Origin of the sequence: Leifsonia sp. 2TAF2 (assembly GCF_052115085.1) — a bacterium.
Classification (GTDB): domain Bacteria; phylum Actinomycetota; class Actinomycetes; order Actinomycetales; family Microbacteriaceae; genus Leifsonia.
This window is the reverse complement of record NZ_JBFRFY010000002.1, coordinates 370,490-388,207: the sequence shown is the minus strand read 5'-3', so window position 1 is coordinate 388,207 and position 17,718 is coordinate 370,490. Positions and strand designations below refer to the sequence as shown.

The following is a 17,718-nucleotide window of genomic DNA, read 5'->3' as shown; positions in this document are numbered from 1 at the left end:
CTTCACTCCGCGGCGCGCGGCGCGCGGAATCTCACGGTCAGTAGCTCGAACGGGCGCAGATCCAGCTCGAGCCGACGCTGCGACGACGAGAGGATGGCGGCCGTCTCGACGGGACGCTCCAGCAGGTCGGTCGCCTCCACCGCATCCCAGTCGATCGAGGTCGTCACCGTCGCCGACGAACGGTCGCCGTGCGCCTCGTACAGCCGCACCACGAGGTCACCGCTGCCGTCCTCCGCCAGCTTGACCGCCTCGACGATCACGGCCGGGTCGGAGACCGAGATCAGCGGCGCCACCGGCGTGCCGCGCGTCGGTCGCGGCGGCAGGCTCTGCCGGTAGCCGTCCTCGATCGCCTCGGGGATGCCCCCGGGGCGCAGACTCACCGTGAAGCTGTGCGCACCCTGGTCGGCGCCCGGGTCCGGATAGAGCGGCGCCCGCAGCAGTGACAGTCTGGCCATCGCCATCGGTCGTCCGGAGGGCGCCGCCACGGTGCGGATGTCGTGGCCATAGACCACGTCATTGGCGATCGCGACACCCCAGGCCGGCTCCCCCACCTGGACCCAGCGATGCGCGACAGTCTCGAACCGTGCGGCATCCCACGAAGTATTGCGGTGGATGGGGCGGTGCAGATGGCCGAACTGGATCTCGGATGCCGCTCGCTCGGCTCGCACGTCGAGCGGGAAAGCGAGCTTGAGCAGCTTCTGCGACTCGTGCCAGTCGATCTCGAACCCGAAATCGACGCGACCGTCGACCAGCCGGATCCGCAGCTCCAGAGTCGACCCGCCGAATTCGTGCCGGACGGCCACCGCGTCTCCGTCGATGCGCACCGTCACGGGCTCGAGAAGTTCTCGTCCGGAGCGCTGGTCCTCCTCATTGATGTCCCAGGCGTCCCATTCGCGCGGGGTGTCACGCAGAAGCTGCAGCACCCCGCCGGCCATCCCCTCGGGCAGCACCTCGCGGTCGGCGACCAGATCCCGTACCGAGACGAGCGTGCCCCTCGTGTCGACGGCGATCCGGAGCGCGTTGTCTTCGAGCACGAACACGTCCGCTTCGGCGCGTGGCGCGGCGGCCTCAGGAGCAGACGCCTGCCCGATCCCCATCGCCGGGACGCTGTGCTGCGCGAGCGGCCCTGAGTTGGCAGCAAGCAGGGCGTCCCCGTCGCCGGCGAGCGCGCCGAGGGACGAATCGATGATCCCACCGAGGATCGCCGCGACCCGTTCGTAGGCCGCCTCGGCGTCCTGGTGCACCCAGGCGATGGAGCTGCCCGGCAGGATGTCGTGGAACTGCTGGAGCAGCACGGTGCGCCAGGCATCCTGCAGTTCCGCATAGGGGTACGGCGTGCCGCGAAGGATGGCTGCCGTCGCGGCCCACAGCTCCGCCTGCCGCAGCAGCGCCTCGCTGTGCCGGTTACCGCGCTTGGTCGCCTGCTGCGAGACGAGCGTGCCGCGGTGCAGTTCGAGGTACAGCTCGCCGACCCAGACGGGCGGGTTCGTGAGTTCGGCCTCGGCGGCCGCGAAGAACGACTGCGGATCGGACAGCACTACCCGGGGCGATCCCTCGAGGTCACGCTTGCGGGCGGCCTGGGCGAGCATCTCGCGTGTGGGACCCCCTCCGCCGTCGCCCCAGCCGAACAAGCCGAGCACCTCGCGCGCCGAACCCTTCTCGCTGAACGTCCGCTCGGTGCGCGCCAGATCGAGCGCCCCGAGATCGGAGTTGTAGGTGTCGGCCGGTGGAAGGTGCGTGAACACCCGCGACCCGTCGATGCCCTCCCACTGGAAGCTCGAGAAGGGGATCCGGTTGGTCTCGTTCCACGACGGCTTCTGGGTCACGAAATACCGCGCCCCGGCCGCGCGCGCGATCTGAGGGAGCGAAGCGCTGTACCCGAAGGAGTCGGGAAGCCAGACCTCGTCGCTCTCGACCCCGAACTCCTCAAGGAAGAACTGCTTGCCCATCACGAACTGGCGGGCCAGCGCCTCGCCGCCGGGCATGTTCGTGTCGGACTCGACCCACATCCCGCCGACCGGCCGGATGCGCCCAGCAGCCACCGCGGTGCGCACCCGCTCGAACAGCTCAGGCTGGCTGTCTTTCAGCCAGGCGTACTGCTGGGCGGAGGACGCCGCGAAGACGAACTCCGGGTCGCGTTCGATGAGGTCGAGCACGTTCGCGAACGTCCGGGCGACCTTCCGGACCGTTTCGCGCGTCGGCCACAGCCAGGCGCAGTCGATGTGCGCGTGGCCGACGGCGGAGACCCGGAGGGCACTGGATGCGGCGGGCGCGGCGAGCACCGCGGCGAGCGCGTCCCGTCCGGCGGCGGCCGTTCCGGGCACGTCGTCGGGGTCCATCACGTCGACCATCCGCTCCAGCGCGTGCACGATCTGCGCGCGCCTGGCGCCGTCCCGGGGCAACACCTCGACGAGACCATCGAGCGCGACGACGTCCTGCAACAGCTCCCACACCGCGAGGTCGCGCCGGGCGATCTCGAGCCGCGCCAGCCGGTAGATCGGGTCCTCGCCCGCGGTGGCCTTGTCGCCGAGCGGCGTCGGCTCATACTCGTACGGCACCTGGATCATCGGGTTCGCCGCCGCCTCCAGCAGCAGCCGGAACGAACCGGCGGGGAGGGGCACCCACGCGTTGAAGGGCTCGATCGCCTTCACGATCGAGCCGTCGGGACGGTACGCCGTCGCCTCAGCCTGGAAGCCGGGCTGCTCCCCAGTGAATCCGAGGTCGACAACGAGCTCCGTCTCATCGGTCGGCCAGTCGGCGGGGACCTCGCCGCGGACGTCGAACCAGACCGTGTCCCATGGCCGCCCCCAGGCGGCACCCACCTTGACGGGCTCGAACGGCCGGTTCACCGCCTCCGCGAACGGCACCGGCTCCCCGTCGACCTGCCACCGGGCGATGGAGACGGGGCGCGACTCGCGGTAGAGGGCCGGCTGGATGCGGAACCGGGTGAACCGGCGCACGCGCTGCATGGCGAGCGTCTCGGCATCCAGCCGCGACCGTCCGTTCGGGTTGAACTCCTCTGCCACGCTCAGCTCTCCCGCGACGCGATGGGCTCGCGGGTGTAGTAGTCGACGAGGCCGTCGGGCGACGGCAGCACCGGACGGTCGAACTCGCCCGTGAGGTACATCGGCGTCACGACGTAGGGCTCGCGCGCCCGCTCGGGACGCGCCCAGCGGACGCCGTTCGCGATCACGCGCTGCACTTCGGGCTGGTGATAGACCGGGAACACCTCGTCCCCCGGGCTGAAGTAGAAGACGCGTCCGTAGCCGCGGCGGTAGGTCACACCGCTCCGGAACACCTCGCCGCCCGAGAAGCTGCTGATGAACACGAGCTCGTCGGGCTCAGGGATGTCGAAGAACTCTCCGTACATCTCCTGCCCCGGGATCACGATCGGCTGGGGCACGCCTTCCGCGATGGGATGCCGCGGCGAAATGGTCCACACCAGCTCACGGTCGGCGTCGTTGCGCCAGCGCAGGCTGCAGGTCGTCCCCATGAGCCGGCGGAAGATCTTCGAGTGGTGCCCGGAGTGCAGGACGATGATGCCCATCCCCTCGAGTACATGGCGGTGGATGCGGTCGACGACCTCGTCATCCACTTCATCGTGCGCCGTGTGGCCCCACCAGAGCAGCACGTCGGTCTCCGCGAGCGTCTCCTCGGTCATGCCGTGCTCGGGCTCGTCGAGCACGCGGGTGGACACGGTCACGTCCTCTCCCAGCAGCGACCTGATCCCGTCGGCGATGGTGGTGTGCATGCCGTCCGGGTAGATACCCCGGACGACGGGGTTCACCTGCTCGTGGCGGTTCTCGCCCCAGACGACGACTCGGATCGGTTGGGTACTGGTCATCGGGCGCCTCCTGACGCGATCGTGGCCGGAGCGGAACCCCAGGCCGGTGTTGCGATACCGTCGGCAGCGCTGTTCCATGAGGTGAGCAGGGCGGCGACGTCGTCGCTCCGCTCGTCGGCGATGGCCTGGGCGAGCGATTCCTCGAGCAGCTCGGCGACGACGACCCGCTCGCCGCCGCGCTCACTGCTCCGGATCGCGCCCTCGACCATCGCGAGGCTGAGCACGTTCGCCCGCACCTCGTTCTGCGGGGTGGTGCCGGACCGCAGGGCCGAGACGAACTCCTCCAGGGATCCCTCGATCCCCTCGCGGCCGTCCGGGATCTCGATTCCGACGCCCTCGGCCTCCACCCGCACGACATCGTCGCCGTCCCAGGCCGCGGCCCCGCCCTCGGCGTAGACGCGCCAGTCGGCGTTCCACGAGGTCTGCAGGCCCGGCGTGCACCGGCTGCCGGCGTAGACGAAGCGCGCACCGGAGGCGAGTTCGAACTCGGCAGAGGCCGCCGCATCTCCGGCGAACCAGCTCCATGCCGGATTCCACGAACTGCACCGCACCGCGACCGGCTCGTCACCGGTCAGGTAGCGCAGCTGGTCGAAGTGGTGGATGGACATGTCCACGAGCAGTGGATGCGCCATCAGCTCCCGGAAACCGGGCTCGTGGTCGGCGTGGAAGAACTGCGCGTTGACCGTCGCGAGCGGCCCGAGTCGGCCGACGGCTCCGCGGAACGCCGTCAGGTGGTTGAAGTACCGGCGGGACTGGCTCACCATCAGCAGTTCCCCCGTGACGTCCGCGAGGGCGATCTGGCGGAGCGCCTCGGCGACCGTCGGGGCGAGAGGCTTCTCGCACAGCACCGGCAAGCCTGCGCGGAGCGCCTGCTCGTTCACGACGCGGTGGGCCTGCGGCACGGTCACGTTGATGACGGCCTCGGCTCCGGCACGCTCGGCGACCTCGGCGACGGAGGCACCCACCACGACGTCGTCGAGGCCCGCGGAGGCCGCCGTCGAGGTGGCGAGTGCGACGTCGAGGTCGACGACGCCGACCGGGACGGCGTGGGGCGACCGCGCGAGCATCCTGATCCACTCGCCGCCCATGGCGCCGGCGCCGACGACGACGACAGGCAGACGGCCGTCCGACGGGCTGCTGCCCTCGGTGGAGTCGTTCATCGGAGAGGTCATCCTTTCACCGCGCCGCCGAGGCTGGAGCGGAGGAGGTGCTTGCGCACGAAGACGTAGAGGATGGCGGGCGGCGCCACATAGACGATGGCACTGGCAGCCAGCAGGCCCCAGTCCACCTGGTTGTGCTCGCTGAACGCCCGGAACAGACCGATCGACAGCGGGTACAGCTCCTGGCTCTGCAGCATCACCAGAGGCGTGAGGAAGTCGCCCCAGACGTTCATGAACGTCAGCATCGCGGCGGCGCCGAGACCAGGACCGACCAGCGGGAGGACGACCCGCCAGATCGCCTGGAAGCGGGTATTGCCGTCCACCCAGGCCGCTTCCTCGAGTTCGATCGGCACCGCGGAGATGGTGCCCTTCAGCAGCCACAGCGTGATCGGGAGCTGCAGCACCGCCTCGACCAGGATCAGCCCGAACAGGGTGTTCGTGAGCTGGAGGTTCACCATGATCAGGTAGAGCGGGACGATCGTTGCCGGAGCCGGGATGACCCGGATCAGCAGGATGCCGTACATGAAAGTGCGGCGACCGGGGAACGAGAAGCGGGCGAGGGCGTAGCCTCCCGCGACGCCCAGGACGAGGTTCAGCACGGTCGCGCCGATGCCGATGATGAGGCTGTTGATGAGCAGCTGCGGCGTCCCCGAGTTCGTGAAGAAGCGCACGAAGTTGTCGAACGACAGCGCGGGGAGCTGAACGTTCGGGCCGGCGTGGCCGTCGATGGAGCTGAGGATCACCCACGCGAACGGCACGAGGCAGAACAGCGCCAGGATCACGAGGAGCAGGTATCCGAGGACCCGCTGCACCCGGTCGACCGGAGTGAGGGGGCGCCTCCTGAAGCGGCGGCCCGGAGCGGCGGTTCCGGTGGCTGCCGCGTCCGGAGTCGCATTGCGACTGGTCAGAGTCGTCATCTCACACCTCGACTTTCGAGAGCCGCACGTAGACGATTCCCAGGACCAGGACGATCGCGAGGAGGATCATCGACGCGGCACTGCCGATGCCGACCTGCGAGAACTGCAGCGCGCGCTCGTAGATGTAGATCGCGGCAAGGCGGGTCTGGCCCGCCGGGCCGCCCTGGGTGAGGAAGTAGACCAGCCCGAACACGCCGACCGTGCTGATCGTCGTCAGCAGCAGGTACAGGAACACCGGGCCGCGGATGAGCGGGAGGGTCACGTAGCGGAACACATGCAGCGCCCTCGCGCCGTCGATGCGGGCGGCCTCGATCAACTCGACGGGCACATCTTCGAGCGCCGCCTGGAACATGATCATCGCGAAGGCGATGCCGCGCCAGATGTTGACGATGATGATCGACACCATCGGCACCACCTGGAGCCAGTCGGTGGGGCCGGCGCCGAAGATCCCGGTCAGTTGATTGAGTGTGCCCGCCGGGCCGTTGGAGAGCACGCTCGCCCAGGCTAGCGACGCCACCACCTCCGGAACCACCATGGGCATCAGGATCGCGGCGCCGAAGATGCCCTTGCCGCGCACCCACGGCCGGCTGAGCAGGATCGCCGCGACCATCCCGAGCACGGTCTGGCCGATGATCGCCGAGTAGAGCACGAACTGGCCGGTGTGACCGAGGGACGACAGGAAGTCGGCGCTGGTCAGCAGATACGAATAGTTGTCGAGGCCGACGAACTTCGGGTCGCGCGCGGCGAAGCCGGTGAGCTGGGTGTTCGTGAAGCTGAGGTAGATGCCGTAGACGGCGGGCACCACGATGAACAACAGGATCAGCGCGACACCCGGGCCCAGCAGGATCAGGAGCAGCGGCCAGGAGCGCCGTCTTCCGCGCCGCCGCGGCGACGGCGGCCGTGAGGCCGCCGCCGCCGAGACGGGTACGTCGGTGATCGAAGTCACTACTTCACCAGGTTGGGGCCGAGCAGGTCGGTGGCGTCCTTGACGAACGCCTCGTAGGCCTGCTTGCCGTCGGCCTTGCCGTTGAGGATCAGCTCGGTCGAGCTGGCGATCGCCTGGGCGATCTGGTCGGAACCGTCCCCGGTCGGCACGTAGACACTCGTGCTGAGGTCCTTGCCGGCCTGGATCAGCTTGGGCTCGTCGGCGTACGGCTTGACGTTCGCCAGGTCGTCGCGCGGCGCGGCTGCGCCGGAGGCGACCAGCTGGTCGGCCAGCGCCGTGCCGCTCGACAGGTACTGGGCGAGGAGCATCGCCTCGTCCTTGTGCTGCGACTTCGCCGGGGTGGCGTAGCCGAAGCCGAGTCCGCTCCAGCCGAAGGGCTTGTCACCGCTACGGAGCGCCGGGTACTGCCAGGTGTCGACCTTGGTGGTCAGGTCCGGGATGGGCGTTGCACCCTCGGGGCCCCAGTCGTACTTCCAGCCCCAGGTGCCCTGCGCCGCGACCTGGATCTTGCCGGCCGGGAACTTGTCGTACTTGGTGGGCTCCCACGGGTTCGGGTTCTCCAGGTCCTGCACCGGCAGGAGGCCCTTGGTGGTGAGCGTGCTGTACAGGTCGAATACCGCCGGGAACCCGCTGCTCTTGAGGTCCCACTTGCCCGACTTCAGGTTGTAGTAGTCCTTGTCGGTGCCACCGAGGATCGGCTGGAAGCCTTCGTTCCACGCGCCGCCGCCCCACGCCGTGCCGGCAGGGATCACGATGGGAGTGTCGCCCGTCTTCGCCTTCACCTGCTCGAGGCGCGAGATCAGGTCGTCCCACGTCTTGGGCTGGCTGGTGTCGATGCCCAGGGAGGTGAGGATGTCCTTGCGGTAGAAGAGGTTCTGGACACCGGTGTCGTGCACGAGGGCGTAGATGTGCCCGTCCTGGCGGACCATCGCCTTCTTGAACTGCGGGTAGTAATGGCTCCAGCCGCTCCACTTGTTCAGGTAGTCGTCGATCGGTGCGAGGTAGCCGGCGCCGGCGAATCCGGGAACCAGGCTGTCGCCCATGTCGATGAGGTCGGGCGCCTGGCCCGCGATGAGCTGCTGGGTGATCTTGGTCTTGAACTGGTCGTCGGTCAGAACATCGGCCACCAGCTTGACCTTGATGTCCTTGCCCTGCTTCTTCATCGCCGCCTCGAAGCCGGGGAGCAGCTTCTTCATCGAGTCGATACGGGTCTGCTGATACTCCATGACCGTGATGGTCGTGGGCCCACCGCTGTTGCTGCCGCCGGGTGAGCAGGCGCTCAGCCCGGCTACCGCGACGATGCTGACGGCGAGGGCGGCGATAACGCGGGTGCGCTTCATTGCGGTGCCTCTCCTGCTTGCCCCGTTGGCTACTTTGCCGAATCGATGGGACAAAGCTTTCGTCCGAATGTTAGGACATAGTTCTGATGTGCGTCAAGCGATTTTCCGCGCCGTATGCGACTCTTGCCGCGACGCCTTTGCCGATAACGCGGGTGTTTTGCCAGTGACTCTACTCGATAGAATAATCCGCAGGGACGGCAACGAAGGCCGACCCGGCCGAACGGTCGAAACGGGAGGGTGACATGCTTCGAGGCACGAACCTCCCCCGTCTGGCCGACTACAACCAGGCCGTCATCCTCGACCTGATCCGTCGCGATCCCGGCACCAGCAGGGCAGAGCTGCAGCGCAATTCGGGACTCGCCTCGCAGACCGTCTCGAACATCGCCCGGCGTTTGATCGACGCCGGGATGGTCGTCGAGAGCCCGCCGACCGAGGTGGTCCGCGGGCGGCCGAGCATCCCCCTGACCGTGAACGGCGACGGCGCCTTCGCCGTCGGCGTGCATATCGACCCCGCCCGCCTGACGCTGGTGCTGGTCGACGTCGCCGGTCAGGTGCGCCACCGCCAGCAGCTGCGCATCCCGCAGCCGTCCAGCCCCAACGACATGACCTCGCTCATCTCCGTCAGCACGGGTCGGCTGATCCGCGAGTTCGGGATCGACCGCGACCGAGTGCTGGGCCTCGGGATCGCCGCCCCCGGGCCGCTGGATGTCCGCACCGGCGTCGTACTGCGCCCTCCGCAGCTTCCCACCTGGCGCGATGTGCACCTGCGAGCCGATCTGCACGACGCCACCGGGATGCCGGTGCTGCTCGACAAGGACGTCACGGCGGCGGCCACGGCCGAGCTGCGCAGCTCGGCCAGCCCCGACTTCCTGTTCCTCTATCTCGGCTCCGGAGTCGGCGCCTCGGTCGTCTTCGGCGGCCAGGTGCTCCGCGGCGGCAGCAACAACATCGGCGAGATCGGTGACATCCTCGTCGACCCCACGGCGGAGGACCTCGGGTGGGGAGGGCGTCGCGGAGGACTCGCCGCGGCCTGCGTTCCCGAAGCACTGGTCATCCAGGCGGCGCAGGCCGGCGTGATCCCGTTGCCCGATCTGAACGATTACCTGGCGCTCGACGACGCCTGCACCACGCTGTCGCAGCTCGCCGCGGGCGGGAATCCGACGGCGTCCTTCATCTTGGAGCGCGCCGCACGCCGGGTCGCGGTCGGCGTCGGCGTGCTCGTCAATTTCCTCGATGTGCCCCGGGTGGTGCTCGGCGGCCCCATGTGGAACCGGCTCAGCGCCGTGTTCCTGCCCCTGGTCGAGGATGCGGTTCGCGACGAACTCGTCGTCCCGCGCGACTCGCTGGAGGTCGTCGGCTCGGCGCTGAGCGAGCAGATCGCCGCGCTGGGCGCGGCTGAACTGGTGATGGACCACTTCCTCGCTCCGCACGCCAGCGTCCTCCTGATGGAATGATTATGTTCTCTTGTCATTACATAGTAGGGTAAGCCGCGTGAAGCAGGAACTATCCGATGACGTCTATGACGTGCTGACCATGGGCCGGGTCGGTGTCGACCTCTACCCGCTGCAGGACGGCGTCGGACTCGAAGACGTCGACACCTTCGGCAAGTACCTTGGGGGCAGCGCGGCCAACGTGGCCGTGGCAGCTGCGCGCCACGGACGCAGTGCTGCGCTCATCTCGGGCACCGGCAGCGATCCTTTCGGCCGTTATGTGCACCGCGAACTGGGCCGCCTGGGAGTCTCGGACCGGTTCGTCGGCGTCGCCCCCGACCTCCCGACGCCGGTTACGTTCTGCGAGATCTTCCCTCCGGACCACTTCCCCATCTACTTCTATCGAAAGCCGAAAGCGCCTGACCTGGCCATCACCGCGGAGTCGCTCGACCTGGAGGCGATCGCCCGCGCCCGGATCTTCTGGGCGACGGTGACGGGGCTCAGTGAGGAGCCGAGCCGCGGCGCACAGCATCGCGCGTGGCAGGCCAGGAACCGACGCGAGTTCACCATCCTGGACCTCGACTACCGTGCGATCTTCTGGGATTCGCCCGCGCATGCGACGGAGGAGATCGGGCGGGCCCTCCCCCACGTCACGGTCGCCGTCGGCAATCGGGAGGAATGCGAGGTGGCGGTCGGTGAAACCGATCCGCTGCGGGCGGCGGATGCTCTGCTCGAGCGGGGGGTCGAACTCGCGATCGTGAAGCAGGGACCGAGAGGCGTTCTGGCGAAGACGCGAACCGAGACGGTGGAAGTCGCGCCGTTCCCGGTCGCGGTGGTGAACGGCCTCGGGGCCGGCGATGGTTTCGGTGGGGCGTTGTGCCACGGACTGCTCGAGGGCTGGGACCTCGAACGGATTCTTCGCTTCGCCAACGTCGCGGGTGCCATCGTGGCGTCACGCCGTGAGTGCTCCACCGCCATGCCGACCACGGCCGAGGTGGACGCCCTCCTGGTCGGGGACGCGCATGCTGAGCGTTGACGGTACGTCGCCGGTCGGAGCAGCGCGATTGAGCGAGTCGGACTTCGACCGCCTCCGTCGGACGCGGGCGGAGGACCCGGCGCGGTTGCGCGCGGTGCTCGCCTCCCGCCGGCGCCGTCCCCTGATCCATGGCGACGGCCGGCTCTTCATCGTCGCCGCAGACCACCCCGCGCGGGGTGCGCTCGGGATCCGCGGCGACGAGTTGGCGATGGCCGACCGCTACGACCTGCTCGACCGCCTGGCGACCGCGCTCAGCCGGCCGGGCGTGGACGGCGTGCTCGGCACTCCCGACATCATCGACGACCTGGCGCTCCTCGGCCTCCTCGACGACAAGGTCGTCGTCGGGTCGATGAACCGCGGGGGTCTCCGGCACGCGTCGTTCGAGATGGACGACCGCTTCACCGCGTACGACATCGCGGGAATCGTGCGGGACGGCCTGGATTTCGCCAAGACCCTGCTCCGTATCAATTTCGCCGACCCCGGTTCGGCCGCGACGATCGAGGCGAACGCACGAGCTGTCAACGAGGCCGCGCGGGCCGGGGTGCCGATCATGCTCGAGCCTTTCGTCAGCGACTGGGTGGACGGCAAGGTGGTCAACGACCTCAGCACCGACGCGGTCATCCGCTCCATCGCGATCGCCGCAGGACTCGGAACGAGTTCCGTCTACACCTGGTTGAAGCTGCCTGTGGTGCCCGATATGGAGCGCGTGATGGCTGCCACCACCATGCCGACCCTTCTGCTCGGCGGGGAAGCCCGGGCCGCGGAGGAAGAAGTCTTCGAGCTGTGGGAGGGCGCGCTGCGCCTGCCCGGGGTGCGCGGGCTGGTCGCGGGCCGAAGTCTCATCTATCCGTCCGACCACGACGTCGCCGCAGCCGTCGACAGGGCCGCCGCGCTCGTCCACACCTCCGCCGCGTCGTTGGCGGCGCCGGTTCTCACAAAGCCGGTTCTCACAAAGGAAGTGTCATGAAGACCAGTACTGCCATCGTGGTCCCGCACTGGATCGACGGCGCCGAGTCCCCGTCGTCGAGCGGCCGCACGAGCCCCGTCTACGACCCGGCGCTCGGCGTCGTGACCAAGGAGGTCGCCCTTGCGAATCGGGAGGAGATCGACGCGGCGATCGCGTCCGCCACGGCCGCATTCCCGGCGTGGCGCGACCTGTCGCTCGCCCGGCGCCAGCAGATCATGTTCAGATTCCGGGAGCTGCTGGACGGCCGGAAGGACGAACTGGCCCGGATCATCACCTCGGAGCACGGCAAGGTCCTGGCTGACGCGCTCGGCGAGATCTCGCGCGGCCAGGAGGTCGTCGAGTTCGCGACAGGCCTCGCACATCACCTGAAGGGCGAATACTCCGAGCAGGTCTCGACCGGCGTCGACGTGTACTCCACCCGTCAGCCGCTCGGCGTGGTCGCGGTCATCTCGCCGTTCAACTTTCCGGCGATGGTACCCATGTGGTTCTTCCCCGTGGCGATCGCCGCGGGCAACTGCGTCATCCTGAAGCCGTCGGAGAAAGACCCTTCGGCAGCGATCTGGCTGGCCCGGCTGTGGCAGGAGGCCGGGCTCCCCGACGGCGTCTTCACCGTGCTGAACGGTGACAAGGAGGCGGTCGACGGCCTCCTCACCCACCCGGATATCGCTTCGGTCTCGTTCGTGGGCTCGACGCCGATCGCCAAGTACGTCTACGAAACCGGAACAGCGCATGGCAAGCGGGTTCAGGCCCTGGGCGGCGCGAAGAACCACATGTTGGTGCTGCCGGATGCGGACCTCGACCTCGTGGCCGACAGCGCCATCAATGCCGGCTTCGGCTCCGCCGGCGAGCGTTGCATGGCGATCTCCGTCGTCGTGGCCGTCGAACCGGTCGCCGACGCGCTGATCGAGAAGATCACCGAAAGGATGGCCGGCTTGACCGTCGGCGACGGGCGCCGCTCCTGCGACATGGGCCCCCTCGTGACCGAGGCGCACCGCGACAAGGTGGCTTCGTACATCGACATCGCGGCGGAAGACGGCGCGACCATCGTCATCGATGGTCGCGAGGTCGAGGTCGACGGCGACGAGAACGGCTTCTGGCTCGGCCCGACGCTGATCGACGACGTCCCCACCACCTCGCGCGTCTACACCGAGGAGATCTTCGGACCGGTGCTCTCGATCGTCCGCGTGAAGAGCTTCGACGAAGGGGTGGACCTGATCAACTCGGGTGCATTCGGGAACGGGACCGCGATCTTCACGAACGACGGCGGCGCCGCCCGCCGATTCCAGAACCAGGTCCAGGTCGGCATGATCGGCATCAACGTGCCGATCCCGGTGCCTGTTGCGACGTTCTCGTTCGGCGGCTGGAAGGACTCGCTGTTCGGGGACACGAAAGCGCACGGCGCCGAGGGCGTTAAGTTCTTCACCCAGCAGAAGGCCATCACCTCGCGCTGGCTCGACCCGAGCCACGGCGGAATCAACCTCGGCTTCCCCGAGCACGACTGAGCCGATGACTCGCCGGAACGAATGGTTCTTCCCGCGCGGCGCGCTGGCGCGGGATGGCTGGGAATCCGTCGTCGACGGCCGTGTCGCCGGATGGCAGCACACGGGCCTGCGGATCGCGGAGCTCGCACCGGGCGACGTCCTGTCACTCGGGTCGGACGCGGTGGAGCGCCTCGTCGTTCCCCTCGGCGGCGGCTTCACCGTGAGCCACGACGACGGGGTCACGGAGCTGGCCGGGCGCTCCTCGGTGTTCGACGGCCCCACCGACGTCCTCTACCTATCGACGGGCTCGGCTGCGACGATCAACGGGCAGGGCCGCGTCGCCGTCGCAGAAGCTCCGGCGTCGGTCGCATACCCGACGCGTCGCATCGAACGCGACGAGGTGCCGGTGGAGTTGCGCGGGGCGGGCCGCTCGAGCCGCCAGGTCCACAATTTCGGCACCCCGCAGACTCTCGCTGCCGACCGCTTCATCGTGTGCGAGGTCATCACCCCGGCCGAGAACTGGTCGTCGTACCCTCCGCACAAGCACGACGTCCACGACGAGGGCGAGTCACGGCTCGAGGAGATCTACTACTTCGAGAGCGCGGTGTCCCGCTCCGTGCCGCCCGGACTCGCTCCCCAGGATGCCGACGCGTTCGGTTATCTGCGGACCTACTCCTCAGCCGCCGGCGAGATCGACACTCTCGCCGAGGTACGCACCGGCGACATCGGTCTCGTCCCGTACGGCTGGCATGGGCCATGCGTCGCCGCGCCCGGCTACGACCTCTACTACCTCAACGTGATGGCGGGGCCCGATCCGGAGCGTGTGTGGAACATCAGCGACGACCCGGCACACAGCTGGGTCCGCGGCACGTGGGACGGCCAGGACATCGATCCGCGGCTTCCCTACCTGTCACCGGACGACCGAACTGGAGAGAATCGATGACCACCCGCAGGATGACCGTCAGCCAGGCTCTCGTCGAATTCCTCGCCCACCAGTGGACCGTGGACGGCGACCACCGCGAGCGCACCATCGCGGGGACTTTCGGCATCTTCGGACACGGCAACGTCGCCGGCGTCGGCCAGGCGCTCAAGCAGCTGGACCACGATCAACCCGGCCTGATGCCGTACTACCAGGCGCGCAACGAGCAGGCCATGGTCCACCAGTCCGTGGGATACGCCCGGATGCGTCGACGTCTCGGAACGATGGCGAGTGCGGCGTCGGTGGGCCCTGGAGCCGCGAACATGCTGACCGGGGCCGCGCTGGCGACGGCGAACCGCCTTCCCGCGCTGCTCCTGCCGAGCGACACGTTCGCGACCCGCGTCGCCGATCCCGTGCTCCAGCAGCTCGAACTGCCTCACGACACCGGCGTGACCGTCAATGACGCCTTCCGTCCGCTGTCACGCTTCTTCGACCGCGTCCAGAGGCCCGAGCAGCTGTACTCGATCGCACTTCAGGCGATGCGCGTCCTGACCGACCCGGCGGAGACGGGAGCCGTGACGATCGCCCTCCCGGAGGACGTTCAGGCCGAGGCGCTCGACGTGCCGATCGCTTTCCTGCAGGACCGTGAGTGGCACCTTCGCCGACCACTGCCCGAGCGCGGGGCACTCGATCGCGCCGTCGCCGCCATCCGCTCCGCGTCCCGGCCGCTCATCGTCGCCGGCGGCGGTGTTCTCTACTCCGGAGCCGAGGACGCCCTTCGCGAGCTGGCCGAAGCGACGGGGATCCCGGTCGGCTCGACCCAGGCCGGCGGCGGCTCGCTGGTCTGGGACCATCCGCAGTATCTCGGTGGTGTTGGGGCGACCGGATCCATGCCCGCCAACCGGGCGGCGGCCGAGGCCGACGTGGTGATCGGAATCGGCACCCGGTACAGCGATTTCACCACCGCGAGCCGAACAGCGTTCCAGAACCCCGACGTCGTCTTCGTGAACATCAACGTCGCATCCTTCGACGCGTACAAGCACGGGTCCCAGCTTCCAGTGATAGCCGACGCGCGCGAGACTCTGCTCGCGCTTCGACGGGAGCTTGCCGGCTACCGCGTCGAGGACACGTTCGCGGCCGAACTCCGCCGCCTGACCTCCGAGTGGAATGCGACGGTCGACACGGCGTTCGCGGCGTCGGGCGCCGAGGTGCCCGGGCAGTCCGAGATCATCGGCGCCGTCCAGAGCGCGACCGACCCGCGAGACGTGGTCGTCCAAGCGGCCGGCTCGCTTCCCGGAGACCTGCACAAGCTGTGGCGCGTGCGGGATGCGCTGGGTTACCACGTCGAGTACGCCTTCTCGTGCATGGGCTACGAGATCGCCGGTGGGCTGGGCGTCAAGCGCGCGGCCCCCGACCGGGACGTCATCGTCATGGTCGGCGATGGCTCCTATCTGATGCTGCACACCGAACTCGTCACGGCGGTCGCCGAAGGGATCAAGATCATCGTCGTCCTCATCCAGAACCATGGCTATGCGTCGATCGGTCACCTCAGCGAGACCATCGGCTCGGAACGCTATGGCACGAGATATCGCCGGCAGGATGCGGAGCACGGCTTCGACGGAGCCGAGGTACTCCCGATCGACCTGGCGGCCAACGCGCGGAGCTACGGTGTGGACGTCATCGACGTGACTCCGGGCCGGGATGCCATCGATCGACTCCGCGCCGCGCTGGCCGAGGCGAAAGCCTCAGATCGTACGACGCTGATCCACATCAACAGCGACCCGCTCGACTACTCCCCCGACGGCGAAGGCTGGTGGGATGTGCCGGTCGCGGAAGCGTCCACGCTCGCGACCACCCACGAAGCACGCGAGCGCTACGAGGAAGCACGGGCGCACCAGCGGCCGCTGCTCGGCTGAGCGCGATTCAGCCCCGTCAGACCGCCGTCAGCGGTTGACCAGGGTGACTTCGAACGAATAGAGGTCCGGACGGTAGCAGTGCTGACCGAACTCGACGGCGCGACCCGAGTTGTCGAACGCGGTGCGGGACATCGTCAGCACGGCGCTCCCCCGCCGGATGTCGAGCAGGTCCGCCTCGCTCGCCGTCGCCTCCCGCGCGCCGATCCTCTGCTTCGCCACGCGCATCGTCACTCCACGGGCGCGCAGCAGTTGATACAGGCCGTGGGTGCGGAGGTCGGCCGTATCGAGGTCGGTGAAGTCTGTGGGCAGCGTGTTCTCGAGGATCGCGATCGGCACCCCGTCCGCCAGGCGCAGCCGCCTCACGTGGAGGGTCGGACTGCCGGGTTCGATGTCGAGGATCGTAGCCGCGCGCTCGTCGGCGGGAACGACCGCGGAGTCGAGGACAGTCGTCTCCGGCCTCTGCCCCGAGCTCTCCAGGTCTTCGTAGAGGCTGGTCAACTCGACGTTGCGCGTGACCCTTCCGTGTACGACCTGCGTGCCCACTCCTCGGCGGCGCACCAGCAGCCCCTTGTCGACGAGCTCCTGGATCGCCCGGCGGATCGTCGGGCGAGACAGCCCCAGCCGCATCGCGAGAGCGACCTCGTTCTCCAGGCGTGACCCCGCCGGCAGCGTCTCGTCGATGATCGCTTTTTCCAGACGATTCGCGACCTGGAAGTACATCGGGACGGGGCCCGAGCGTTCGAGATCCATGAACAAGTCAGTCGGAAGCGGGTGCTCCGCTTGAACCATCTGGGCCCCTCAGCGCTGGTAATGAGATTGTGTTAACAATGACGATCGTATTGTGGCAGATCATCGCTCACATCCGGGGGTGGATGAGGTGCTCTGCTTCGAAACCGAGCAGTTCGCGAGCACTGCTCGCGTCATACGCTCCGCGGAAGCCGTACTGATCCGCATCGAACGGCACCGCTGGATGCCACAGGCTCATGAGCTCACCGAGAGGCTCGTCGAGGAGAACGTCGTCGGCGAGGACGTTCACCACCGAGCATCCACGAACGGCGCCGTCGATCATGGCGCCGATCCCCAGCTCGATGGCGCGCGCGGCGTCGCGCACGTCGAGGTACGCCCACAGTTCCTTCGCCAATCGTGTCGTGGCATCGGCATCCGTACGGCGCGACTGGATGCTCTCCCTCGTGTCGGTGAAGGGGAAACGCATCGCCACGATCGGCAGACCCCAGCGCCGCGACGCCATGCGAGCGGCTGCCTCGTCGCATTCCTTGCTGAGCGCGTAGCCCTCGGTCGGCCGAAGCGGGTGGTCTTCATCGACCGGCAGGTACAGAGGATCCATCAGGTCGGCGCACCATGCCATCCCCAGGATCGAAATGCTGGATGCCATCACGACGGCTTTGACACCGTGTTCGCCGGCGGCCTCGAGCACGGTCATGGTCGTGATCGAGTTGGCGGTCAACAATTCGCGCGCGGTGTGCCCCAGCGGTGCGGGGATCGCTGCGAGGTGGACGACCGCGTCGATCCCCGGCATGACGGAGTCCATGAGGCGGGGGTCCGATGCGTCACCGATCACCTCGGTCGTCGCCCGCAGCAGGCCCGCTGCGTGCGGGGCGGATGCCGTGCGCTCGACGGCGAGCACGTCGTGGCCGGATCGCACGAGCCTGTCCACCGCGAACCGGCCGATGAGACCGGAGCCGCCGGTGACGAGAATCTTCACAACTGCCTTCTTTCTGGTCAGAGATTCTCTATCACTGGG

Annotated in this window: 14 protein-coding genes; 6 read left to right on the top strand and 8 right to left on the bottom strand. The window is 68.4% G+C overall.

Annotation, left to right across the window (positions count from 1 at the left end):
- Positions 1-2: 2 nt before the first annotated feature.
- The 6 genes from AB4Z18_RS14130 to AB4Z18_RS14105 are packed head-to-tail and all read right to left on the bottom strand — an operon-like array spanning position 3 to position 8,207.
- Positions 3-3,026: an alpha-mannosidase gene (locus AB4Z18_RS14130; protein ID WP_441783366.1), complete on the bottom strand. Its 3,024-nt coding sequence runs from the start codon at positions 3,024-3,026 to the stop codon at positions 3-5.
- 2 nt (positions 3,027-3,028) lie between these two features.
- Positions 3,029-3,844, bottom strand: coding sequence for a ThuA domain-containing protein (locus AB4Z18_RS14125; protein ID WP_441783365.1), 816 nt, complete (start codon positions 3,842-3,844; stop codon positions 3,029-3,031).
- On the bottom strand, positions 3,841-5,004 hold the full coding sequence (locus AB4Z18_RS14120; protein WP_441783364.1) for a Gfo/Idh/MocA family protein: 1,164 nt from the start codon (positions 5,002-5,004) through the stop codon (positions 3,841-3,843). Before AB4Z18_RS14120 ends, AB4Z18_RS14125 begins: the two co-directional genes overlap by 4 nt.
- Positions 5,005-5,012: 8 nt before the next feature.
- Complete coding sequence (locus tag AB4Z18_RS14115) at positions 5,013-5,921, bottom strand: carbohydrate ABC transporter permease (protein ID WP_441783363.1); 909 nt, start codon at positions 5,919-5,921, stop codon at positions 5,013-5,015.
- A gap of 1 nt (position 5,922) precedes the next feature.
- Entirely contained in the window at positions 5,923-6,867 is a 945-nt protein-coding gene (locus AB4Z18_RS14110; protein ID WP_441783362.1) for a carbohydrate ABC transporter permease, read from the bottom strand.
- Positions 6,867-8,207 (bottom strand): ABC transporter substrate-binding protein, encoded by a 1,341-nt coding sequence (locus AB4Z18_RS14105; protein ID WP_441783361.1) that lies wholly within the window; start codon positions 8,205-8,207, stop codon positions 6,867-6,869. Before AB4Z18_RS14105 ends, AB4Z18_RS14110 begins: the two co-directional genes overlap by 1 nt.
- A 242-nt stretch (positions 8,208-8,449) precedes the next feature.
- Between AB4Z18_RS14105 and AB4Z18_RS14100 the strand changes: the two genes are divergently transcribed.
- From AB4Z18_RS14100 to iolD, 6 genes are read left to right on the top strand one after another with little or no spacing between them, the layout of a single operon-like run.
- Positions 8,450-9,661, top strand: a complete 1,212-nt coding sequence (locus AB4Z18_RS14100) for an ROK family transcriptional regulator (protein ID WP_441783360.1) — start codon at positions 8,450-8,452, stop codon at positions 9,659-9,661.
- A 37-nt stretch (positions 9,662-9,698) separates the two neighbouring features.
- Positions 9,699-10,673 (top strand): 5-dehydro-2-deoxygluconokinase, encoded by a 975-nt coding sequence (gene iolC / locus AB4Z18_RS14095; RefSeq protein ID WP_441783359.1) that lies wholly within the window; start codon positions 9,699-9,701, stop codon positions 10,671-10,673.
- Positions 10,660-11,640 (top strand): class I fructose-bisphosphate aldolase, encoded by a 981-nt coding sequence (locus tag AB4Z18_RS14090; protein WP_441783358.1) that lies wholly within the window; start codon positions 10,660-10,662, stop codon positions 11,638-11,640. Before iolC ends, AB4Z18_RS14090 begins: the two co-directional genes overlap by 14 nt.
- Entirely contained in the window at positions 11,637-13,142 is a 1,506-nt protein-coding gene (locus tag AB4Z18_RS14085) for a CoA-acylating methylmalonate-semialdehyde dehydrogenase (RefSeq protein WP_441783357.1), read from the top strand. Before AB4Z18_RS14090 ends, AB4Z18_RS14085 begins: the two co-directional genes overlap by 4 nt.
- A 4-nt stretch (positions 13,143-13,146) precedes the next feature.
- Positions 13,147-14,064: a 5-deoxy-glucuronate isomerase gene (gene iolB / locus AB4Z18_RS14080; protein WP_441783356.1), complete on the top strand. Its 918-nt coding sequence runs from the start codon at positions 13,147-13,149 to the stop codon at positions 14,062-14,064.
- A complete protein-coding gene (iolD, locus tag AB4Z18_RS14075; protein WP_441783355.1) occupies positions 14,061-15,956 on the top strand; it encodes a 3D-(3,5/4)-trihydroxycyclohexane-1,2-dione acylhydrolase (decyclizing) in 1,896 nt (631 codons plus the stop codon). Before iolB ends, iolD begins: the two co-directional genes overlap by 4 nt.
- A gap of 27 nt (positions 15,957-15,983) precedes the next feature.
- Here the strand turns inward: iolD and AB4Z18_RS14070 are convergent, their stop codons facing one another.
- Together AB4Z18_RS14070 and AB4Z18_RS14065 are read right to left on the bottom strand one after the other, a co-directional pair.
- Positions 15,984-16,745, bottom strand: coding sequence for a GntR family transcriptional regulator (locus AB4Z18_RS14070; RefSeq protein ID WP_441783354.1), 762 nt, complete (start codon positions 16,743-16,745; stop codon positions 15,984-15,986).
- Between the two features lie 67 nt (positions 16,746-16,812).
- Positions 16,813-17,679 (bottom strand): NAD-dependent epimerase/dehydratase family protein, encoded by an 867-nt coding sequence (locus tag AB4Z18_RS14065; RefSeq protein ID WP_441783353.1) that lies wholly within the window; start codon positions 17,677-17,679, stop codon positions 16,813-16,815.
- Between the last annotated feature and the right edge of the window lie 39 nt (positions 17,680-17,718).